This is a genomic window from Bradyrhizobium sp. 160, assembly GCF_023073735.1.
GTDB lineage: Bacteria > Pseudomonadota > Alphaproteobacteria > Rhizobiales > Xanthobacteraceae > Bradyrhizobium.
In genome coordinates, this window is record NZ_JADPKD010000028.1 from 452,169 (window position 1) to 471,974 (window position 19,806).

General features: G+C 65.5%; 22 protein-coding genes, 1 tRNA gene and 1 riboswitch. Of the genes, 13 read left to right on the forward strand and 10 right to left on the reverse strand.

Annotated features, from left to right (window positions below):
• Positions 1-6 precede the first annotated feature (6 nt).
• Positions 7-399 (reverse strand): Co2+/Mg2+ efflux facilitator ApaG/CorD, encoded by a 393-nt coding sequence (gene apaG / locus IVA98_RS11680; RefSeq protein WP_247307753.1) that lies wholly within the window; start codon positions 397-399, stop codon positions 7-9.
• A 196-nt stretch (positions 400-595) separates the two neighbouring features.
• Between apaG and IVA98_RS11685 the strand changes: the two genes are divergently transcribed.
• The 3 genes from IVA98_RS11685 to IVA98_RS11695 are packed head-to-tail and all read left to right on the forward strand — an operon-like array spanning position 596 to position 3,630.
• The gene (locus tag IVA98_RS11685) at positions 596-1,852 is read left to right on the forward strand and encodes an OpgC domain-containing protein (protein WP_247307757.1); all 1,257 of its coding nucleotides are present in this window, start codon (positions 596-598) and stop codon (positions 1,850-1,852) included.
• On the forward strand, positions 1,852-2,631 hold the full coding sequence (locus tag IVA98_RS11690; protein ID WP_247307760.1) for an SGNH/GDSL hydrolase family protein: 780 nt from the start codon (positions 1,852-1,854) through the stop codon (positions 2,629-2,631). The genes IVA98_RS11685 and IVA98_RS11690 overlap by 1 nt, the downstream gene beginning before the upstream one ends.
• A gap of 12 nt (positions 2,632-2,643) precedes the next feature.
• Positions 2,644-3,630 (forward strand): SGNH/GDSL hydrolase family protein, encoded by a 987-nt coding sequence (locus tag IVA98_RS11695; RefSeq protein ID WP_247307763.1) that lies wholly within the window; start codon positions 2,644-2,646, stop codon positions 3,628-3,630.
• Between the two features lie 66 nt (positions 3,631-3,696).
• Here IVA98_RS11695 and IVA98_RS11700 read toward each other — a convergent pair whose 3' ends face one another.
• The gene (locus IVA98_RS11700) at positions 3,697-4,884 is read right to left on the reverse strand and encodes an O-succinylhomoserine sulfhydrylase (protein ID WP_247332385.1); all 1,188 of its coding nucleotides are present in this window, start codon (positions 4,882-4,884) and stop codon (positions 3,697-3,699) included.
• A gap of 73 nt (positions 4,885-4,957) precedes the next feature.
• Positions 4,958-5,037, reverse strand: a riboswitch (SAM riboswitch).
• An 80-nt stretch (positions 5,038-5,117) separates the two neighbouring features.
• On the opposite strand from IVA98_RS11700, the gene IVA98_RS11705 reads away from it, so the two are divergent.
• The 4 genes from IVA98_RS11705 to IVA98_RS11720 all read left to right on the forward strand — a co-directional run bounded on the left by IVA98_RS11705 (position 5,118) and on the right by IVA98_RS11720 (position 9,620).
• Complete coding sequence (locus IVA98_RS11705; RefSeq protein WP_524536366.1) at positions 5,118-6,254, forward strand: 2'-deoxycytidine 5'-triphosphate deaminase; 1,137 nt, start codon at positions 5,118-5,120, stop codon at positions 6,252-6,254.
• 180 nt (positions 6,255-6,434) lie between these two features.
• On the forward strand, positions 6,435-6,848 hold the full coding sequence (locus tag IVA98_RS11710) for a PAS domain S-box protein (protein WP_247307771.1): 414 nt from the start codon (positions 6,435-6,437) through the stop codon (positions 6,846-6,848).
• A gap of 104 nt (positions 6,849-6,952) precedes the next feature.
• Positions 6,953-8,011, forward strand: a complete 1,059-nt coding sequence (locus tag IVA98_RS11715) for a hypothetical protein (RefSeq protein WP_247307773.1) — start codon at positions 6,953-6,955, stop codon at positions 8,009-8,011.
• A 163-nt stretch (positions 8,012-8,174) separates the two neighbouring features.
• On the forward strand, positions 8,175-9,620 hold the full coding sequence (locus tag IVA98_RS11720; RefSeq protein WP_247307775.1) for an MATE family efflux transporter: 1,446 nt from the start codon (positions 8,175-8,177) through the stop codon (positions 9,618-9,620).
• Here the strand turns inward: IVA98_RS11720 and IVA98_RS11725 are convergent.
• The 5 genes from IVA98_RS11725 to IVA98_RS11745 form a co-directional block, all read right to left on the reverse strand.
• Positions 9,617-10,081 carry a hypothetical protein gene (locus tag IVA98_RS11725; protein ID WP_247307777.1) on the reverse strand — a complete coding sequence of 155 codons (465 nt, stop codon included), beginning with the start codon at positions 10,079-10,081 and terminating at the stop codon, positions 9,617-9,619. The two genes, IVA98_RS11720 and IVA98_RS11725, sit on opposite strands and share 4 nt — an antisense overlap.
• Positions 10,082-10,181: 100 nt before the next feature.
• Positions 10,182-10,583 carry an SRPBCC family protein gene (locus tag IVA98_RS11730; RefSeq protein WP_247307779.1) on the reverse strand — a complete coding sequence of 134 codons (402 nt, stop codon included), beginning with the start codon at positions 10,581-10,583 and terminating at the stop codon, positions 10,182-10,184.
• Positions 10,584-10,823: 240 nt separating this feature from the next.
• The gene (locus tag IVA98_RS11735) at positions 10,824-11,183 is read right to left on the reverse strand and encodes a VOC family protein (RefSeq protein WP_247307781.1); all 360 of its coding nucleotides are present in this window, start codon (positions 11,181-11,183) and stop codon (positions 10,824-10,826) included.
• Between the two features lie 57 nt (positions 11,184-11,240).
• Positions 11,241-12,080, reverse strand: a complete 840-nt coding sequence (locus IVA98_RS11740) for a helix-turn-helix transcriptional regulator (protein WP_247307783.1) — start codon at positions 12,078-12,080, stop codon at positions 11,241-11,243.
• Positions 12,081-12,089: 9 nt separating this feature from the next.
• Positions 12,090-12,668 carry a methylated-DNA--[protein]-cysteine S-methyltransferase gene (locus IVA98_RS11745; RefSeq protein ID WP_247354870.1) on the reverse strand — a complete coding sequence of 193 codons (579 nt, stop codon included), beginning with the start codon at positions 12,666-12,668 and terminating at the stop codon, positions 12,090-12,092.
• A 171-nt stretch (positions 12,669-12,839) separates the two neighbouring features.
• On the opposite strand from IVA98_RS11745, the gene IVA98_RS11750 reads away from it, so the two are divergent.
• Positions 12,840-12,913 (forward strand) — tRNA-Gly (locus IVA98_RS11750).
• A 4-nt stretch (positions 12,914-12,917) separates the two neighbouring features.
• Here IVA98_RS11750 and IVA98_RS11755 read toward each other — a convergent pair.
• Positions 12,918-13,271, reverse strand: a complete 354-nt coding sequence (locus IVA98_RS11755) for an alpha/beta fold hydrolase (RefSeq protein ID WP_247354872.1) — start codon at positions 13,269-13,271, stop codon at positions 12,918-12,920.
• Complete coding sequence (locus IVA98_RS11760) at positions 13,250-13,969, reverse strand: alpha/beta fold hydrolase (RefSeq protein ID WP_247354874.1); 720 nt, start codon at positions 13,967-13,969, stop codon at positions 13,250-13,252. The genes IVA98_RS11755 and IVA98_RS11760 overlap by 22 nt, the downstream gene beginning before the upstream one ends.
• 177 nt (positions 13,970-14,146) lie before the next feature.
• Between IVA98_RS11760 and IVA98_RS11765 the strand changes: the two genes are divergently transcribed.
• Both IVA98_RS11765 and IVA98_RS11770 read left to right on the forward strand, forming a co-directional pair.
• Complete coding sequence (locus tag IVA98_RS11765) at positions 14,147-14,728, forward strand: helix-turn-helix domain-containing protein (protein ID WP_247307786.1); 582 nt, start codon at positions 14,147-14,149, stop codon at positions 14,726-14,728.
• Between the two features lie 37 nt (positions 14,729-14,765).
• On the forward strand, positions 14,766-15,230 hold the full coding sequence (locus tag IVA98_RS11770) for a GNAT family N-acetyltransferase (protein WP_247354875.1): 465 nt from the start codon (positions 14,766-14,768) through the stop codon (positions 15,228-15,230).
• A 31-nt stretch (positions 15,231-15,261) separates the two neighbouring features.
• On the opposite strand, the gene IVA98_RS11775 is transcribed toward IVA98_RS11770, so the two are convergent.
• Positions 15,262-15,792, reverse strand: a complete 531-nt coding sequence (locus IVA98_RS11775) for a DUF1003 domain-containing protein (protein WP_247307789.1) — start codon at positions 15,790-15,792, stop codon at positions 15,262-15,264.
• Positions 15,793-15,902: 110 nt separating this feature from the next.
• On the opposite strand from IVA98_RS11775, the gene IVA98_RS11780 reads away from it, so the two are divergent.
• The 3 genes from IVA98_RS11780 (at position 15,903) to xylA (ending at position 19,805) form a co-directional block, all read left to right on the forward strand.
• Positions 15,903-16,946 carry a LacI family DNA-binding transcriptional regulator gene (locus tag IVA98_RS11780; protein WP_247307790.1) on the forward strand — a complete coding sequence of 348 codons (1,044 nt, stop codon included), beginning with the start codon at positions 15,903-15,905 and terminating at the stop codon, positions 16,944-16,946.
• A gap of 81 nt (positions 16,947-17,027) precedes the next feature.
• On the forward strand, positions 17,028-18,482 hold the full coding sequence (gene xylB / locus IVA98_RS11785) for a xylulokinase (RefSeq protein ID WP_247307791.1): 1,455 nt from the start codon (positions 17,028-17,030) through the stop codon (positions 18,480-18,482).
• Entirely contained in the window at positions 18,483-19,805 is a 1,323-nt protein-coding gene (gene xylA / locus IVA98_RS11790) for a xylose isomerase (RefSeq protein WP_247307792.1), read from the forward strand.
• Position 19,806: the final 1 nt, after the last annotated feature.

A 19,806-nucleotide genomic window follows, 5' to 3' on the forward strand; every position in this document is an offset into this window, starting at 1 on the left:
CGGAGGCTAGTTCAACACCCGCTTGTTGTCCGGACTGTCCAGCGAGAACGTCGGCACGTCGATCTCGAAGCGCTCGCCGCTTTCGCTGACCATCTGGTAGCGGCCGGTCATGAAGCCGGAGGCGGTCGTGAGCGGCACGCCGGAGGTGTATTCGAAGCGCTCGCCGGGGGCCAGGATCGGCTGCTCACCCACGACGCCCTCGCCCTTCACCTCCTGCTGGCGGCCGGAGGCGTCGGTGATGATCCAGTGCCGCGTCTTCAGCTGCACGGTCTCGTCGCCGGAATTGGTGATGACGATGGTGTAGGACCAGAAATAGCGGGAGCGGTCGGCCGACGACTGCTCCGGAACAAAGCTCGGCTCGACGGTCACTTCGATCTGGCGGGTCACGGCGCGGTACATGATGGCCCATCATAGCGAAATCCTCCTGGGGAACCAAACGCCGGAGACGGCTTTGGCGACATCGTCCCGCCAGAATTCGCGGGGAAGGGACTCCCAAGGGGAGACAACCTTATGTGATCCGGCCGCTTTGCGAGACGACGGCCGGACCGGTAAACTCCATTGAACGTCGCGATTTGCGGAAGGGTTTTTGGCCCCGATGACCATTGCCGACCAAGTGACGGGATCGACGATCGCGGGAACCGCCGGTGCCAAACCCGCAGGAACCAAGCCGCGCGCCGCCGCGCCAGCCATTACGCTGCCGGCGATCGGCGAGCGCGAGCTCCGGCTCGATCTGTTCCGCGGGCTGGCGCTGTGGCTGATCTTCATCGACCATCTGCCAACCAGCCTGCTGACGTGGTTCACCATTCGCAATTACGGCTTCAGCGACGCCACCGAGATCTTCATCTTCATCTCCGGCTATACCGCCGCCTTCGTCTACGGCCGGGCAATGCTGGAGAGCGGCGCCGTCATCGCCACGGCGCGCATCCTGCGCCGCGTCTGGCAGATCTACGTCGCCCACGTCTTCCTGTTCACGATCTTCCTCGCCGAAATCTCCTATGTGGCGACCAGCTTCGAGAACCCGCTCTACACCGAAGAGATGGGCATCATGGATTTCCTCAAGCAGCCCGACGTCACCATCGTCCAGGCGCTGCTGCTACGCTTCCGGCCCGTCAACATGGACGTGCTGCCGCTCTACATCGTGCTGATGCTGGCGCTGCCGTTGATCCTGTGGTCGATGAAGTGGAAGCCCGACGTCACGCTCGGCCTCTCGGTCGTGCTCTACGCCGTGACCTGGGAATACGACCTCTACTTCTCGGCCTATCCGAACGGCTTCTGGGCGTTCAATCCGCTGGCCTGGCAATTGCTTTTCGTCTTCGGTGCATGGTGTGCGCTCGGAGGCGCGCGGCGCATGTCGCGCATTCTGGCATCACCCGTGACGATGTGGATCTCGATCGCCTATCTCGCCGCGGCGTTCTACGTGACGCTGACCTGGTACGTGCCGCAGCTCGGCCACCTCATGCCGAAGCGGCTCGAGCAGTGGATGTATCCGATCGACAAGACCGATCTCGACGTGCTGCGCTTCACCCATTTCCTGGCGCTGGCCGCGCTCACCGTGCGCTTCCTGCCGCGGACCTGGCCGGGCCTGAAATCGCCCTGGCTGCGGCCGCTGATCCTGTGCGGGCAGCATTCGCTCGAGATCTTCTGTCTCGGCGTCTTCCTGGCTTTCGCCGGCCATTTCATCCTGGCCGAAGTTTCCGGCGGGGCAGCCATGCATGCGTTGATTAGTCTCTCCGGAATCCTGATCATGTGGGGGGTGGCGTGGGTGATTTCGTGGTACAAGCGCGTGGCTGACAAGAGCGGTGCGAAAACCAAAAACGCCGTCGGCAACGCCGATCTGGCGGGAGGGGGCTGATGAAGGCGAAGGTTCTCCTGAGCCTGATCCTGCTATGCGGTGGCCTCGCCGCGGCCACGGCGCGCGCGGGCGATGCTGCGCCTGCTGCCTCGGCCGCGCCCGCGGCCTGCGAATTGCCGTCCTATCTGCTTACCAGCGAAAGCCAGCTGCCCAAGGTCGCCGATGCCATCAAGGCCGGCAAGCCGCTCGAGATTCTGGTCATCGGAAGCCGCTCAACCACGATTCCATCCTCGGAGAGCAGCTCATATCCGGCACGCATGGAGACGATCCTCAAGGAGAAGCTGCCCGCGTCCGAAGTGGTGCACGTCTCCGTAGAAATACAGAGCAAGAAAACGGCAGGGGAGACCGCGTCCACTTTCGTTAAGCTGATGGAAGCAAAAACGCCTACTTTGGTCATCTGGCAGACCGGGACCGTGGATGCTATCCGATCCATCGATCCCGACGATTTTCGCGGCGCGGTAACAGAAGGGGTTACTGCATTGCAAAAGGCAGGGGCTGACGTCGTCTTGATGAATTTGCAGTACAGTCCGCGCACTGAAACCATGATCGCGGCGCAGCCTTTTCTCGATAATATGCGTGTGGTGGCGCAGGAGCACGACGTCCCGCTGTTCGACCGTTTCGCGATCATGCGACAGTGGAATGATCAGGGCCAGTTCGACTTGTTCAACCCGTCCCGCGGGCCTGAACTGGCGAAACAGGTCCATGATTGCCTTGGCCGGGCGTTGGCACAGTTCGTGATTGATGCTGCCCATCTGGAGCCGGCCCAGCAGCAAAATTGAGGTCTAGTGTTAATGAGTTCTCCCCGCCCTTTTTGCCTGACGTCATGGCTGGCGGTGCCCGCGGCGGCGGCGCTGCTGCTGCTGATGCCCGCTTCGCAGCCGCGCGCGCAGACGCAAGCCGCTCAGGCGACGGCCGCGCAGCCGGCTGATCCCGCTGCCGCACCGCCCTCCCAGACCACCGTCGCCGCGACGTCCCCCGAGCAGCGCGGCGTCACGGCGCGCGCCCTCGACAAGGTGAAGGAAGTCGCAAAGTCGGCCGGCGACATCTTCAGCCGCGTGCCCTGCCTGCCGCCGAAGGGCGGCCCGAAGGCGATGGGCTCGCTGCCGCGTGTCGCAAGCAAGCTCGTCGCCGGCCAGCCCGTCGTCATCGTCGCGTTCGGCTCGTCGTCCACCGCAGGATTCGGTGCGAGCTCGCCGGAGTTCAATTATCCGAACCGTCTCGCCGCACAGCTGCGCCGGCACTATCCGACCGCCGACATCACCGTCATCAATGCCGGCGTCGGTGGCGAGGATGCGCCCGAGATGATGAAGCGCCTCCAGACGCAGGTGATCGACGTGCATCCGGATCTCGTGATCTGGCAGGTCGGCACCAACGCCGTGCTGCGCAACCTCGATCCCGCCGATACCGCAAAGCTGGTCGAGGACGGCATCAGCCGCATCCAGGCCGCCGGCGGCGCCGACATCGTGCTGGTCGATCCGCAATATTCGCCGGCGGTCAACCAGCGCGCCGAGAGCGCCGGCAAGATGGTGAAGCTGCTCGGCAAGGTCGCCGAGCTCCGTCACGTTGGCATCTTCCCGCGCTTCGAGGTGATGCGCGACTGGCACGAGAAACAGGCAATCCCGGTCGAGAGCTTCGTCATCGCCGACGGCCTGCACATGAACGATTGGGGCTACGCCTGCTTCGCCCAGCTCCTCGCCGACGACATCATCCGCTCCGTCGGCCAGATCAAGCTCGGTGTGAACGTGCCCGCTGATGTGCGCACGTATCGGCCGATGTAGGGGCGAATAGGGAATGGCGAATAGCGAATGGGGTCTATTCGCCACTCACTATTCGCCATTCGCCCGTCACGCCTTCTCCAGCGCCGCGGTCAGATCCTCGATCAGATCTTCCGCATGCTCGAGGCCCGCGGAGAAGCGGATGAAGCCCTCGCTGATGCCGAGCGCGGCGCGGTCGTCCGGCTTCAGACGCTGATGCGTCGTAGTGGCCGGATGCGTGACGAGGCTCTTGGCGTCGCCGAGATTGTTCGAGATCTTCGCCAGCTTCAACTCATTGAGCACGCGAAACGCCGCCTGCTTGCCGCCCTTCACCTCGAAACCGACCAGCGTCGAGCCGCCACGCATCTGCTTCTTCACCAGCGCGGCCTGCGGATGATCGGCGCGGCCGGGATAGACCAGCCGCGAGATCTTGGGATGGCTCGCCAGCACCTCGGCAATGCGCGCTGCGGTGTCGGTCTGCGCGCGCACGCGCACGCCCAGCGTTTCCAGGCCCTTGAGCAGGACCCAGGCGTTGAACGGCGAGATCGACGGGCCGGTCTGGCGCATGAAATTGTGGATGTGCTCCGCGATGAAGGCTTCCGAGGACAGGATGATGCCGCCAAGACAGCGGCCCTGGCCGTCGATGTGCTTGGTCGCGGAATAGACCACGACGTCGGCCCCGAGCGCGAGCGGGCTCTGCCAGATCGGGGTTGCGAATACGTTGTCGACGACGAGTCGCGCACCGCCCTTGTGCGCGATCTCGGCGATCGAGGGAATGTCCAGCACATCTAACGTCGGATTGGTCGGGCTCTCCAGGAAGAACGTCTTGGTGTTCGGCTTGAGGGCGCGCTGCCATTGGTCGAGGTCGAGGCCGTCGACCAGCGTGGTCTCGATGCCGTAGCGCGGCAGCAGATCCTGCACCACATAGAGGCACGAGCCGAACAGCGCGCGCGACGCCACCACATGATCGCCCGCCTTCAGGGGCGCCAGGATCGCCGTCGTCACCGCGGCCATGCCGGTTGCCGCCGAGCGAGCGGCTTCGGCGCCTTCGAGTTCGATCATGCGGCGCTCGAACATCGCGACGGTCGGATTGGAATAGCGCGAATAGATGAAGCCGGGGTCCTCGCCCTTGAACCGCGCCTCGCACTCCTCGGCGCTGTTGTAGACGTACCCTTGCGTCAGGAACAGCGCCTCCGACGTCTCGCCATATTGCGAGCGCAGGGTGCCGGAATGGACCAGGCGGGTTTCGGGACGGTAAGTGGCAGGCGACTTCGACATAGGACCTCCGACATGACCATTCGAGCAAAAATGGTCACAAAAAAACCGGCCTGGATATCTCCACGGGCCGGGATCACAGAGGTCCCCGGCCTGTTTAGCGACTTATTTAACGTGGCTGCAAGCCGGCCGGCTCAAATCACCACGGGATAAGTGATGCTCATATTCCGCAATGCCCTTTCCGTCAAGGCGTCCATCGGATAGCCGTAAAAGGCTAGTATTTCCCGTATCTCGGGATGCGTTTGCCCCTTGATGAGGACCCCCGGTTGACGTTCACGGTCGCTGCCGATGCCAATGGTATCCTGCCTGACCGCATGATTGCGGCGATGGCAGAGGCGGGGCTGATCCTGCCCGCCTACGACTTCGTCGAAAGCCAGATCCAGCCGGCGAGCCTCGATCTGCGCCTCGGCGACATCGCCTATCGCGTCCGCGCCAGCTTCCTGCCCGGTCCCGGCGCCACCGTCGCCGAGCGCATTGACGAATTGAAGCTGCACGAGTTCAGTCTTGCCGACGGCGCGGTGCTCGAGACCAACTGCGTCTACATCGTGCCGCTGCTGGAGAGCCTCGCGCTCCCGCCGGAAATCGTCGCGGCCGCGAATCCCAAGAGCTCGACCGGCCGGCTCGACGTCTTCACCCGCGTGATCGCCGACGGGACCCGCCGCTTCGACATGATCGGCGCCGGTTATCACGGCCCGCTCTATGCCGAGATCAGCCCGAAGACGTTTCCGGTGCTGGTGCGCGAGGGCTCGCGTCTGTCGCAGGTGCGCTTCCGCACCGGTGACGCCATCCTCAATGCCGACGAACTCGATGGCTTGCATGCGACCGAGCGCCTCGTCGACATCGACGATGCCGACCTGGCCGGCGGCGTCGCCGTCTCGGTCGACCTCTCCGGCGAGAAGGCCAACGGCTTCGTCGGTTACCGCGCCAAGCGCCACACCGGCGTCGTCGACGTCGACCGTCGCTCCGGCTATGCGGTGGAAGATTTTTGGGAGCCGATGTCGGCCCGTCCCGATGGCAGCCTGATCCTCGATCCCGGCGAGTTCTACATCCTGGCCTCGAAAGAGGCCGTGCAGGTTCCGCCCGATTACGCCGCGGAGATGGTGCCGTTCGATCCCTTGGTCGGCGAATTCCGCGTGCATTATGCCGGGTTCTTCGATCCCGGCTTCGGCTATGCCGGTGCCGGCGGGCAAGGCGCGCGCGCCGTGCTGGAGGTGCGCTCGCGCGAGGTGCCCTTCATCCTCGAGCATGGCCAGATCGTCGGCCGCCTCGTCTACGAGAAGATGCTGGCGCGTCCCGATGCGATGTACGGCCAGCGCATCGGCTCGAACTACCAGGCGCAGGGGCTGAAGCTGAGCAAGCATTTCCGGGTGTAGCGCTAGTCCCACGCTCCGCTGTCATGCCCCGGCTTGTCGGGGGCATCCAGTACTCTGCGGCGGTAGTTCGTTTCAAAAATGTCCGCCGCGGAGTACTGGATCGCCCGATCAAGTCGGGCGATGACACCGAGTATGTGTCAGGATGCGGGCCGAGATCCGGGCTACATGCGAGGTGGTGTCATGAGCAATCCATCCCAACTTGACGCGAGAATCATCGACGACGTCGCGGACGCGCTGATCTATTCGGATCGCTCCGGCACGATCACGCGCTGGAATCGGGCATCGGCCGCCTTGTTCGGTTTCTCCGCCGCGGAGGCGCTCGGCCAGAACCTCGATCTGATCATTCCCGAGCATCTGCGCGCCGCGCACTGGAAAGGCTTCGAGGCTGCGCTGGCCAGCGGCACGATGAAGCTTGCAGGCAAGCCGACATTGACCCGCGCGCTGCACAAGAGCGGGCGCAAGCTCTACATTGAGATGACCTTTGCGCTAGTACGGAATGCTGGCGCAGCCGTGCTCGGATCGGTCGCGATGGCGCGCGACGTGACGGAGCGCATTGAGCGCGAGCGCGCGGCCAAGGCTGCGCAAAATTCGTGATGCGGAATTGACGGGCCGTCGTGCAGGGCGGCCTGCATGCGTGGCATGTTGCCTGTCACCCGGTGCAGTGACACATTCGATCAAAACAATGATCGGGAGCGAACATGACCGCCATATCAGACACAGCGCAGGAAGCCCAATGGAAACGCTGGCGCGCGGTCGCCGATCTCTATCACGCCTACTTCACCGGCCTGATCCTCACCGTGGTCACGCGGCGCGGCACGGCGGATGCCGCTGAATTCGTCTTCCGCGTGTTCCGCCGCCAGCAGCAGGAGCGCTTCCTGCCTGGCTTGCAAAAGCTCGGCCTCCGTCATCTGCCGCCGGCGGTGGCTGCCGCGCAATATCACTATCTCTCCAACTGGATCGGCGGCGTGCATGTCGAATACATGTATGAGAGCGACACCAAGGCCTGGATCCGCTACCCGCCGCCGCGCTGGATCTGGAGGGGCACCGCAATCTGCGGCGTGCCCGGCGAAGTCTCTCGCGCGATGCTGCGTGGCTGGCACGCCAACAACGGCGTAGCGCTCGGCGATCTCCGCCTCGGCTTCGTCTGCACCAAGCAGAGCGTCGACGGCCAGGATGGGCTCGAAGGCTATTATCATCAATACGACCATCCGCTCGATCTCGACCAGCGCCTGGTGTTCGCGCGGCATCTGGAGGCCCCTACGTTCGATGCGAAGACCGCGCCGGCTTTGCCGGTGACGAGCTGGCCGAAACCGCGGCTCGAGAAAGCCTATCGCAACTACGCCATGGAATATGTCCGCACCGCCGCGCCCGTGATGGTGCAGCTGTTCGGCCCCGAGGACGCCGGCTATCTCCTGCATCTCACCGGCAAGCTGATCGGCATGCAATATTTCGACGAGGTCGCGGCGGCGCTGGCGATGGGCCGCGGCCGCGGTGGTGCGGGCGAATTCGCATCGTTCCTGAGCGCGCTGTTTGCCGCGCAGGACGATGCCGCCGAGACCTCGCAATCCGAAGGCGCCTTTGCAATCCATCAGCGGAGCTGGAAGCTGATGGACGATGTCGCCGACTATCACCCCACCTGCGCCAAGGTGCTGGAAGGATTGTTCGAGGGCCTCGCTGCAGGATGCGGAAGAAACATAGGCGTGCGCATGCGGACCGCGAAGGGCGGCCGCCCGCCGCTGGTCTGGACGATTGAATAGGCGAGGGTGACAAGCCGCTGCCGCAGGGCACGCCTGCACCTGACGCAGGAGGAATCGGCGCCCGCCATGCTAACAAGCCCTGCCGCGCCCTGCGCGCGAATAGATTTATTGGCACACCTGTTTATTGCCGCGCCGCAAATGGCGCTCGTGTCCGGGAGAAGACATGTCCGACATCGCCGAAATCCCGGTCGATGAACAGGAGCGCCCGCTGCCGCCGCCTCCGCGTCCCGTCAGGAGCGCGCTGACCGACGGTCCGATTCTGCGCACCCTGCTTGGGCTCGCTTGGCCGAACGTGATCGGGTTGTCGGCCGGCATGTGCGTGGTGATCGCCGAGACCTCCTATGTCGGCCGGCTCGGCGTCGAGGCGCTGGCCGCGATGGCGCTGGTGTTTCCGACCGTGATCCTGACCATGACGATGTCGGGCGGCGCCATGGGCGGCGCGGTGGCCTCCGCCATCGCGCGTGCGCTGGGCGCCGGGGATCGCGAGCGCGCCGGAAACCTCGCCGTGCACGCGATTCTGATCGGCATCAGTTTCGGTCTCGTCTTCATGCTGGGCATGCTGATCTTCGGGCCGCGCCTGCTGGAATTGCTCGGCGGCCGTGGCAATGTGCTGACCCACGCCATCGCCTACACGCAGGTGTTTTTCGGCGGCGCGGTGCTGCCCTGGCTGCTCAACACCCTGGCGGGCGTCCTGCGCGGCACCGGCAACATGAAGCTGCCGTCGCTGTTGATCCTCAACTCGGCGGTCTGGCAGATCGTGCTGGGGGGCACGCTGGGCCTTGGGCTCGGGCCGGTGCCGCAGCTCGGCATGCGCGGCGTCGCGGCCGGCGCGCTGATCGCCTATTGCATGAACATCGGCGTGATGGGCTGGTACCTGTTCTCCGGCCGCGCCCGAATCGTCCTGAAGCTGCGCGGCCTGCGCATCCAATGGGCGATGTTTTTCGACATCCTGAAGGTCGGCGCCATCGCCTGCTTCTCGCCGTTGCAATCGGTGCTGACGATCTCGATCTTCACTCACATGCTGGCGCAGTTCGGCACCGCGATCCTCGCCGGCTACGGTATCGGCGCGCGGCTGGAATTCCTGCTGACCTCGATCGCATTCTCGTTCGGCATCGCCTGTGTGCCGATGGTCGGGATGGCGATCGGCGCGGGCCGCATCGCGCGCGCCCGGCGCATCGCCTGGATCGCCAGTGCTGCGGCTTTCGTGGCAGTCGGCGCGCCGGCATGCCTCGTTGCGATCTTCCCCGATCTCTGGGTCAACATCTTCACCGACAGCGTGGCCGTGCGTGCGGCGAGCCATCAATATCTCTCGACGGTCGGACCGTTCTACGCCTTCTTCGGCCTCGCAACGACGATGTATTTCTCCTCGCAGGGCGCCGCCAAGGTGATCGGGCCGGTGCTGGCGCAGACCGCGCGATTGATCTACATCGCCGCTTGTGGCTGGTGGCTGTCGGCCCACGACGCCAGCGCGCAGAGCTTCTTCTGGCTCGCCGCAAGCTCGATGGTCGTGCTCGGCCTGCTGTCGTGCTCCAGCGTGGTGCTGACCCGCTGGGGACCGCGCAAGACGAAACCTGCGATCAGGCCAGCTCTGTCAGCTGTTGCCGACTAGCGATGCCTGTGGCGGCGATGGCCGCCGCCGGCATTGGCGAGCCGCATCAATTGCGGGATCATCGCCATCATGTCTCCGCCTCCGGCGCCACCGAGCATGCCCATAATGTCGCCGCTGCCCATACTGCCGATCCCGACTGGCATATAGCCGCCGCTCATCGGCGTGTAGCCGCCGTAGTTCGGCGCACCGAAGCCTCCGCCACCCATCATGCCACCAAGCCCGCCGCCGTTCTCCATCATGCGACTCATCATCGGGCCCATGGTCTGCATCAGCATGGCGAAGCGGCGCTTGCCCATCTTCGCCTTCATCATCTCCAGCATTGGCGCCATCTGGGTCATCATGTCCTCGCCGCCGGCACCGCCACCAAAACCCGCAAGCTGCGCCTTCGCCGGCGTGCTCGCGACGGAAAACAACAGCAGCACGGCGGCCGCCTGGCAGATCACCTTGTCCGCACCTCTCATGGCATGCTCCTCGCGTGCGCGGCTCCGCCGGGAGAGCGGAGCCAACCGGACGCACGTCGCCATGGTTACGGCTGGCGAGGGCGGATCGCTGTGAGAAAGGTCACGCCGCGGCGGGCGGAAAGGCCTTGTGCAACGCGATCACGGCTTCGCTGGTCTGCCCCTGAACATAGGACGCAAGCTCGTTCGGCAACATGTCGATGGTCCAGACCAGACGGCACCTCGTCTCGCCCTCGGCGATCACCTGCACGCAGGCGCTGTAGTGCTTCAGCCGCTCGTTGTTGATCGCATAGACCAGCCGTCGCCGCGCGTCGTCGCAATCGACCAGCACCTCGCGTGCCACCGAACCGTTGGCAAAGGTGACGATGCGCGCATCGCCGTCGAGGTTGCAGGCGGTGACGAAGCCCGGCACCAGCCGCTGATGCAGCGCGCCGAAGTCGCGCACGGCGTCCCAGACGTCGCGCGCGGAGGCGGGAAGGGGAATGTCATTGTGGATGGAGGCCATGGGGATTCCTATTTCCTATAATGTGGAGAGGCGGGCGATAGGGCCGTCATCGCCCGACTTGATCGGGCAATCCAGTATTCCAGAGACCGACGTGATAGGATCGCGAAGCCGCGGCGTACTGGATGACCCGGTCCCGGCTCCGCCAACGCTACGCCGGGGCCTCAAGGGCGCTCGGCCGCCGAAGCTTTAGCGAAGGCGGCAAGCCGGGGCATGACGGCTTGTAGCGAGGCGCGAGCACGCTCACGCACAAACCGCCTCGACATTGTTGCCATCAGGGTCGATCAAAAACGCCGCATAATAGGTCGGGCTGTAATCCTTGCGTGGGCCGGCGCCGCCATTGTCGCGACCGCCGCTCTTCAGCCCTTCGCTGTGGAACGCCTTGACCGCGTCGTGATCCTTGGCGCGGAAGGCGATATGCGCGCCATCGGCCTTGCGTCCCTTGTTCAGGTGCAGCCACAGCGCCGGCTCGCCCTTCGGCCCGAAGCCGGCATAGCCGTCGCCGCTTGAGCACAGGATATAGCCGAGCGGCGCCAGCACTGCGCTGTAGAAGCGCGTGGCGGCATCGAGGTCGGCAACGCGCAATCCGATGTGGTCGTACATGATCGTCTCCATTTGCACTGCGCGCCGCTTGATGGCGCGCGCCGGAGACGAACCTAGTCAGTTGAGGGCAAGCTGCTCTTGGAGAATCTTGCGCTCCCCCTTCGAGGCCTGCCGGAACTTGGTCGGGGATACGCCGGCGGCGCGATGGAAGGTGCGGACGAAGTTGGAGAGATCGCCAAAGCCGACGTCATAGGCGATGTCGGTGACCGCGGTATCGTCCTCGGTGAGCAGCCGCGCGGCATGTCGCAAGCGCGAGCGCACCAGATATTGATGCGGGGTGACGCCGAGCACCGCCGAGAACAGCCGGAGAAAATGAAACGGGCTGAGGCCGGTCTGCTTTGCTGCCTGCTCGAGGTCGAGCTCGGATTGCGAGTTCTCGTCGATCCACAGCGCGGCTTCCACCGCGCGCCGGCGGTCGCGCGCGGTGGGCGGCGCCGGCTTGCGCGTCTTGCCTGAGACGACCTCAATGAAGCGGCCGGCCAGGATTTGGCCGACTTCGTCGAGGCCGAGATCGCTGTTGCCATCTGCCGCCGTCTGGGCCAGCTCGCCCAGCACCATCAGCTCGGGCAGCGGCGGCGTCGCGCCGACGTGCCAGACCTCACGCCGCCCGCCGAGAGTCTCGACCAGGTCCTCGCTCAGGAAGAACGAAAGGCAGATATCGCCGCACACGTGCTCATGCGTGCAGGTGTATTCCTCGCCGGGCGTGCCGACCAGCATTGATCCCGCCACCAGTTCGAAGAAGCCGGCGCGGCAATGGCAGCCGAAGCTGCCGGAGCGGACATAGGCGATGGAATGCCCGGTGCGGCATTCTGCAAAGGGTGTGTCCTCCGGTCCCGCATCGCAGCGAAATTCGGAGACCGTCATCGATGGCGTCGTCAGCAGCGTGGTCGCGTCCATGCCGCCTATCTAGGTGGGAACGCGTGGCGGGGCAACCGGCAGCAGCACCTCGAACAGCGTCTTGCTGGCGATGGGATGGGCGCCCTCGAGCGCCAGCAGCCGTCGCTTGGAGATCACGCCGGCGTAGGGCGAGCGCCGGTCGGTGTAATTGCTGGCCTCCAGCACCCGGTGGCAGGGGACGATCAGCATGAACGGATTTTTCGCGATCGCCTGCGCCACCGAATGCGCGGCACCGGAGGCGCCCAGCGCCTTGGCAATCTCGTGATAAGTGCGCGTGTCCCCGCGCGGAATGGTGCAGGCGTATTCGTAGACGCGCCGGTTGAAACCGGGCACGCCGCCGGCGTCCAGGCTGACGTTGGAAAAATCGGGGTCGCTGCCCTGCAGCAGACCCACGATGCCCTCGATTGCAAGCTCGGCGTTTTTGGACGGCCGTTGCTCACGCGCCTCGGGATGGAGCGCAAAAATCCGGCGTCGGGTGTCGATCTCCCGCGCCTCCGGCAATTGCACGGCGACCACGCCGGTGCTGCTCCAGACGATGCCGCAGCGCCCTATGGCCGTGTCGAAGATCGCGTAACCACGCCCCACCATGCACACGCCCCACTCAGTGCACGTCTCCCCAGACACGAAATCATAACACCGCCACAATCCGGCGCACCTGGAATCTTGCCAAACCGTTAAGAAGCGTCAGGTTGCCTGCGCCAAAGCGCTTGGCGCGCGGCGCTGTCTCGGCTAATCAGGAGGTGCGCGAAGCACCCGCGCGCGGGCGTAGTTCAATGGTAGAACGGCAGCTTCCCAAGCTGCATACGAGGGTTCGATTCCCTTCGCCCGCTCCAGGCTTCAGTTCGGCAGGCTTCGCAGGAATTCCACGATCGCCGCGTTCACCTCCGCCGGCCGCTCCTGCTGCGTCCAATGTCCGCAGCCCGGCAGCATCTTGATCTCGCGCAGCTGCGGCACCCATTGTCTCATGTTGGCGAGATGCTCGGCGGCACCGGGAAAGGCAATGACCATGTCACGATCGCCGGCGATGAAGAGTGAGGGCACGGTCACCTTCACCCCCTCGAAGGCCGCCATCAGCTCCCAGTTGCGATCGATGTTACGGTAATAGTTGAGCGGCCCGCGAAACCCACTGCGGGCAAATTCGACGCCGTAATGGTCGAGGTCGGCGACGCTCAGCCATGAGGGGAGCGGCACCTGCACCTTCGGCAACATGCCATCCTTGCGCGAGACCATCCCGACGCCGACGGTCCTGCCGGCACGCTCGGCATTGGCGCGGATCGCCGCCGCCCCTTCGCCGGAACCGCCGAAGAGCATGGCGCCGAGCGTTGCGCGCGGATCGCCGCCGCCCCTTCGCCGGAACCGCCGAAGAGCATGGCGCCGAGCGTTGCGCGCGGATCCCGTTCGAACTCCGCTTCGGCGACACCGGGCTCTTGAAAGTACAGCTGATAGAACTGCGCATCCGCTGTCCGCGGCATGACGCTGGTCGGCCGCACGGGACTGCGCGGGCGATAGGGTACGCTGAGAATGGCAGCGGCACGGAAGCGATCGGGACGCAGGCGCGCCGTGTGCCAGGCGATTGTCGCGCCCCAATCATGCCCGACGATCACGGCGTCCTTCGCCTCGAACGCGTCGAGCACGCCGACGAGATCGCCGACCATGTGCAAGATCGTATACTGGTCGATCGCTTCGGGCCGGTCGCTCTTGCCATAGCCGCGCATGTCGGGCGCAACAGCGCGGTAGCCGGCCGCTGCCAGCGCGTCGAGCTGGTGGCGCCAGGAGTACCAGCCTTCCGGAAAGCCGTGGCAGAGCAGCACCATTGGCCCATCGCCCTGCTCGGCGACGTTGAGGCTGATACCGTTGGCCTTGATCGTCCGCTGCGTCGGCTCGCCCACGTCGCCTCCCGGTCGTGATTATGGGAAGCATCCTAATCGGGTGTCCTGGCTGCGCAAAGATTCTAATATATTGGACTGGCGCTCCCCGCATTCGCCTCTCGCCCGGCTTAGGTTGGTCGAGGCGGCATGCGGTCCTTGCACTGGGCAATGTTTGGATGAAGGCCGGGGCTGAAAAAAATGGACCAGCAGAAACTCGATCGCGCGATCGGCCGCCGCCTGAAGACGCTGCGGACCCAGGCCGGCATGACGTTGAACGAACTGGCGGCTCGGTCCGGCGTCAGCCGGGCCATGATCGGGCGGGTGGAGCGGGCGCAGAGCAGTGCGACGGCTGCGCTGCTCGGAAAACTCTGCGCAGCGCTCGACGTGTCGCTCAGCGATGTCGTTGCGCTGGCCGAGAAGCCGCCCGAGCGCTTGGTGCGACTTGCCGATCAGCCGCATTGGCGCGATCCCGACAGCGGCTATCGAAGGCGCCACGCCTCGCCGACCGATGCGGCGAGCGGGATCGAGATCATCGTCGTCGACCTGCCGGCCGGCGCGCGGGTGCCATACAGTCCCTGGGGCCGCAACGCGTTCACCCAACAGCTGTTGATGCTGGAGGGCGCCATCGCCGTGCATATCGACGCCAAGGCGGTGCGGTTGCGCGAGGGCGATTGTCTGGATTTCGACGTGATGCGCGCGGTGATTTTCGAGAACGAGACCCGGCAGGATGCGCGCTACGTTGTCATCACGCGGCGCGGCGCTTCCTACGGCAAGATGTGAGGGCACCGATGCGAGACCCTGGAGTGAGGCCCTGACGATGCACATCCGCCCCGGCGACACCTTTGATCCCCGCGTCATCGCGCTGCTCGATCACCACGTCACGGCGGCGCGGGCGCAGACCGCGCCCGGTAGCGCCCATGCACTTGATCTCTCCGGTCTTCGTGGACCCGACATCGCATTCTGGACCGGCTGGGACGGCGAGACACTGGTCGCCACCGGCGCGCTGAAGACGCTTTCGGCCGACCACGGCGAGGTGAAGTCGATGCACACGCTGCAGACCACGCGCCGGCGCGGCTTCGGCGGCCAGATGCTCCGCCACATCATCAGTGAAGCCCGCATGCGCGGCATGACGCGGCTCAGCCTGGAGACCGGCTCCTGGGATTATTTCAAACCCGCGCACGCCCTCTACCAGGCCCACGGCTTCGTCGCCTGCGGTCCATTCGAAGGCTATGTCGAGGATCCCAACAGCCTGTTCCTGACGCTGGATCTAACCACCAGCTGAGCCTGCCGACTGGCGCAAGGTGCATGCAGCCTCAACTTCTTCGCGTCTCCTCGATCTTGTCGAGCACGCGTTCGGGGGCGATGTCCCGGGCCGCTTCCTCCAGATCGCGCTTCGAGTCAGGTTTGACGTCGAGCCGCTCGGCGATCTGCGTGAGCAGGCGGGCAACCTTGGTCAGTTCATGCTCGGCGAGCAGGCTGATCTGGAGGTCGAGATCGGCGCGCTTGTCCGCGGCGGCGGTCATGCGGTTCTGCGAGATCAGCACGAAGGTGGAGAGGAAAATCGCTTCCACCGAGGCGATCATCGCCAGCACCACAAAACTCTCGTCCCAGGCCCGGATCCCTGGCAGCCAATTCAGGTTGGCGATGATCCAGAAACCAAATATGGCCAGGTGGAGATAAACAAACGGCATGCTGCCGGTGAAGGCCGTGATCGCGTCGGCGAGTTTTTCCTGGCCCGTCGCAGCCCGCTGCTCCCCACGCCGCCGCGCGACCAGCGCCTTGATGTTGCGCTCGAGCGTCGGGCTCAGGCCCTCGCCGGGATCATGGGTGATGTCGTTACGCACGCGGCGGCAACGGCCAAGTGAAGGTCCTGTTCCTGGGAGGAGGGAGCCAAATGATTATCGTCCATCAAAATGAGTTGCGTACCTCAAAACACCTCTGCTAGCCTTCAGCCATGGCCGAGACGCTCACCCCGACTGCGCTGACGCTGAAGGATATCGCCCGCGAGGCCGGCGTCAGCCTCGCCACGGTCGACCGCGTCCTCCACAACCGCCCGGGCGTGCGCCCGGACACGGTGCGGCGCGTCAAGGCGGCGATCGAGCGCAATTCGTTCCAGCCGCACGTTGCCGCCGCCGAGCTCGCCCGCAGCCGCGCCCGGCGCTTCGCTTTCGTGATGCCGTCCGGCTCGAACCCGTTCATGCAGCAGATCGAAGCCTATCTCGGCGAAATGTCGGCCTGGCTGTCGGCCCGCCGCCTCAGCGTCGAGATGGTGGCGACCGACGTCTTCGACCCCTCCGCGCTCGCAGGCACGCTGGAGGCGCTATCGGGCGATTACGATGGCATCGCCGTGGTGGCGCTGGACCATCCGGGTGTCCGCGCCGCCATCAACGATCTCGTCGATGCCGGCGCCAAGGTGGTGACGCTGGTCTCGGACGTGCCGTCCTCGCGCCGCCATCATTATGTCGGCATCGACAACATCGCTGCGGGTCGCACCGCCGGCGCGCTGGTCGGGCGGCTGGTCGGCCAGAGGTTCGGCAAGGTCGCGATCGTCGCGGGCTCGCAGGGCCTGCGCGACCACGCCGAGCGCATCTTCGGCTTCAACCAGGTGATGGCGACGGAATTCCCGGATCTCAGCGTGCTGCCGGTGCTGGAAGGGCGCGACGAGGACGAGCGTTCGGAGCAAGTATTGGCGCGGCTGTTCGGCAGGCATGCTGACATTGTCGGCCTTTATAACGTCGGCGCCGGCACGCAAGGCGTCGCCAAGGCTTTGACCGATGCCGGCCGCGATAAGCAAGTGGTGTTCGTCGGGCATGACGTCACCGCGTTGACACGGCGGCTGCTGTTGCAGGGCGTGATGGATGCGGCGATCTCGCAGAACCCGGGCCATGAGGCGCGTGCTGCCGTGCGCGTTCTGCTCGCGCTCGCCCGCGGCGAGCCGATCTTGCGCGAACAGGAGAAGATCAGGATCGACATCGTGATGCGGGACAATCTGCCCTAGTGGCAGCTGGATTTCAAAATGGTCGGCAGCGGTGAATGCGACGTCAAGCTCGCGCACCGCGACAGGTAAAGGGAGGATGGCGTGTATCTCGGACTAGACATCGGCACGTCCGGTGTGAAAGCGGTGCTCGTGAGCGAAGCCGGCGCGATTGTCGCGACGGCCGCGCGCGAGCTTGCGCTGTCGCACCCGGCGCCGCTGTGGTCCGAGCAGGATCCGGACGCCTGGGTCGATGCGGCGATCGGCGCGGTGGACGATCTCGCCGCCCGCCATCCGCGCGAGGTCGCGCGGGTCGCCGGCATCGGGCTGTCGGGCCAAATGCACGGCGCGACGCTGCTTGGCGAGGATGGGCGGCCGCTGCGTTCCGCGATTCTCTGGAACGACGGCCGCTCGCACGCCGAATGCGCCATGCTGGAGCGGCGCTGTCCGTCGTTGCACGCGATCGCCGGCAATCTCGCCATGCCTGGCTTCACCGCGCCGAAGCTGCTCTGGGTGGCGCGGCATGAGCCAAAGATCTTCGATCGCGTCGCAAAGGTGCTGCTGCCCAAGGCCTATGTCCGCTATCGCCTCACCGGCGAAATGGTCGAGGATATGTCGGACGCCGCCGGCACGCTGTGGCTGGATGTTGGTCTGCGCCGCTGGTCGGCACTGTTGCTGCATGCCACCGGGCTCGATCTGCATCACATGCCGCGCCTGGTCGAGGGCAGCGAGGTGAGCGCGGTGCTTGCGTCGGAATACGCGCAGCGCTGGGGCATGACTGCGGATGTCGTGGTCGCCGGCGGCGCCGGCGACAATGCGGCGAGCGCGATCGGGCTTGGCGCGATCGCGCCGGGCAATGCCTTCCTGTCGCTGGGCACGTCGGGCGTGGTCTTCCGCGTTACCGACCGCTTCGCGCCGGCGCCGGCTTCGGCCGTGCATGCCTTCTGCCATGCGCTGCCCGGCCTCTGGCATCAGATGGGGGTGATGCTGTCGGCCGCGGCCTCGCTCGCCTGGCTGTCTGGCGTGATGGAGACTCCCGCCGCAGCGCTCTTGGCGCCGCTCGGCGAGCGTGTCGACGGGCCCAGCCCCGTCTCTTTCCTGCCGTATCTCGATGGCGAGCGTACGCCGCACAACGATGCCGCCGCCAGCGGCGCCTTTGTGGGCTTGCGCGGTGCGACCGGGCGATCGCAGATCGTCCAGGCCGTGCTCGAAGGCGTCGCCTTTGCCGCGCGCGACAATCTGGCCGCGCTGAGCGCGGCGAGTGGGCCGCTTGCTGAGCTCGATCTGGTCGGCGGTGGCTCGCGCTCGCCGCTGTGGGCGCAGATCTGCGCCGACGTGCTCGGCATTCCCGTTCATCGCGTTGAGGAAGGCGAAGTGGGCGCCGCGCTCGGCGCTGCGCGGCTCGGCCGTATCGCCGCGACCGGCGAGGACCCCGCAGCGGTCTGCAAACCCCCGCGGCGGCTCGCGAGCTTCACACCCCGCCCGTCCGTCACTGCGGCCTATGACGAGGCCTATCTGCGCTGGCGGGCGCTTTATCCTGCATTGAAGGAGACTGCCTGAGTGAACGCGTCAGCCAAATTCTTCGAGGCCAGCAGGCCTGTCGCCTTTGCCGGCAAAGATGCGGACAACACGCCCGCCTTCCGCTGGTACGACAAGGACCGCCTCGTGCATGGCCGCCGGCTGGAGGACCACTTACGATTTGCCGTCTGCTATTGGCATTCGTTCTGCTGGCCGGGCGCGGATCCCTTCGGCGGCGAGACCTTCCTGCGGCCCTGGCACCACGGCACCGATGCGATGGCGCTGGCGCGGGCGAAGGCCGATGTTGCCTTCGAGCTGTTCCGCCTGCTGGACGTGCCGTTCTTCACCTTCCACGACGTCGATGCGGCGCCGGAAGGCGCCTCGCTCAGCGAGTCCGTCGCCAATCTCAACGCGATTGCCGATCTGTTCGAGGCGAAGATGGCTTCCGCGAAGGTCCGTCTGCTCTGGGGCACGGCCAATCTGTTCACGCATCGTCGCTACATGGCGGGCGCCGCGACCAATCCGGACCCCGATATCTTCACCTATGCCGCCGGCCAGGTCCGCGCTGCGCTGGAGGTGACGCACCGGCTCGGCGGCCAGAATTACGTGCTATGGGGCGGGCGCGAGGGCTACGAGACGCTGCTCAACACCGATCTCAAGCGCGAGCTCGACCAGCTCGGCCGCTTCGTCTCGCTGGTGGTCGAGCACAAGCACAGAATAGGCTTCAAGGGGCCGATCCTGATCGAGCCCAAGCCGAAGGAGCCGACCAAGCATCAATACGATTTCGACGTCGCCACCTGTTACGGCTTCCTCGAGCGCTACGATCTCCTGAACGACGTCAAGCTCAACATCGAGCAGAACCACGCCATCCTCGCCGGTCACTCCTTCCATCACGAGGTTGCGCTCGCCGAGGCGCTCGGCGTATTCGGCTCGCTCGACGTCAACCGCGGCGACGATCTGCTCGGCTGGGACACCGACCAGTTCGCGATGAACGTGCCGGAGCTCGCCTTGGTGTTCCACGAGATCCTGAACCACGGCGGCTTCACCGCGGGCGGGCTCAATTTCGATGCCAAGATCAGGCGTCAGTCGATCGATCCCGACGATCTGATCCACGCCCATGTCGGCTCGATGGATGCCTGCGCGCGCGCCTTCCTTGCCGCCGCCGACATGCTCGACGCCGGCGTGCTCACCACACCGCTTGCCAAGCGCTACGAAGGATGGGCCAGGCCCGAGGGCCGGGCCATTCTCGGTGGCCAGCGTTCACTCGCCGATCTCGCCGACCGTGCGCTCGGCCCCGGCTTCGACCCGCAGCCGCGCTCGGGCCGGCAGGAATATCTGGAATCCCTGGTCAACCGTCATGTCTGAG

What these genes read in the sequence shown, in the direction of transcription:
- IVA98_RS11710 (WP_247307771.1), top strand. Translation starts at nt 6,435, where the DNA reads ATGAGCAATCCATCCCAACTTGACGCGAGAATCATCGACGACGTCGCG.
- IVA98_RS11770 (WP_247354875.1), top strand. Translation starts at nt 14,766, where the DNA reads ATGCACATCCGCCCCGGCGACACCTTTGATCCCCGCGTCATCGCGCTG.
- apaG (WP_247307753.1), bottom strand. Translation starts at nt 399, where the DNA reads ATGTACCGCGCCGTGACCCGCCAGATCGAAGTGACCGTCGAGCCGAGC.
- IVA98_RS11780 (WP_247307790.1), top strand. Translation starts at nt 15,903, where the DNA reads ATGGCCGAGACGCTCACCCCGACTGCGCTGACGCTGAAGGATATCGCC.
- IVA98_RS11725 (WP_247307777.1), bottom strand. Translation starts at nt 10,081, where the DNA reads ATGAGAGGTGCGGACAAGGTGATCTGCCAGGCGGCCGCCGTGCTGCTG.
- IVA98_RS11720 (WP_247307775.1), top strand. Translation starts at nt 8,175, where the DNA reads ATGTCCGACATCGCCGAAATCCCGGTCGATGAACAGGAGCGCCCGCTG.
- IVA98_RS11735 (WP_247307781.1), bottom strand. Translation starts at nt 11,183, where the DNA reads ATGTACGACCACATCGGATTGCGCGTTGCCGACCTCGATGCCGCCACG.
- IVA98_RS11765 (WP_247307786.1), top strand. Translation starts at nt 14,147, where the DNA reads ATGGACCAGCAGAAACTCGATCGCGCGATCGGCCGCCGCCTGAAGACG.
- IVA98_RS11745 (WP_247354870.1), bottom strand. Translation starts at nt 12,668, where the DNA reads ATGGTGGGGCGTGGTTACGCGATCTTCGACACGGCCATAGGGCGCTGC.
- IVA98_RS11685 (WP_247307757.1), top strand. Translation starts at nt 596, where the DNA reads ATGACCATTGCCGACCAAGTGACGGGATCGACGATCGCGGGAACCGCC.
- IVA98_RS11730 (WP_247307779.1), bottom strand. Translation starts at nt 10,583, where the DNA reads ATGGCCTCCATCCACAATGACATTCCCCTTCCCGCCTCCGCGCGCGAC.
- IVA98_RS11700 (WP_247332385.1), bottom strand. Translation starts at nt 4,884, where the DNA reads ATGTCGAAGTCGCCTGCCACTTACCGTCCCGAAACCCGCCTGGTCCAT.
- IVA98_RS11705 (WP_524536366.1), top strand. Translation starts at nt 5,118, where the DNA reads ATGCGTTTGCCCCTTGATGAGGACCCCCGGTTGACGTTCACGGTCGCT.
- IVA98_RS11695 (WP_247307763.1), top strand. Translation starts at nt 2,644, where the DNA reads ATGAGTTCTCCCCGCCCTTTTTGCCTGACGTCATGGCTGGCGGTGCCC.
- IVA98_RS11690 (WP_247307760.1), top strand. Translation starts at nt 1,852, where the DNA reads ATGAAGGCGAAGGTTCTCCTGAGCCTGATCCTGCTATGCGGTGGCCTC.
- IVA98_RS11740 (WP_247307783.1), bottom strand. Translation starts at nt 12,080, where the DNA reads ATGGACGCGACCACGCTGCTGACGACGCCATCGATGACGGTCTCCGAA.
- IVA98_RS11715 (WP_247307773.1), top strand. Translation starts at nt 6,953, where the DNA reads ATGACCGCCATATCAGACACAGCGCAGGAAGCCCAATGGAAACGCTGG.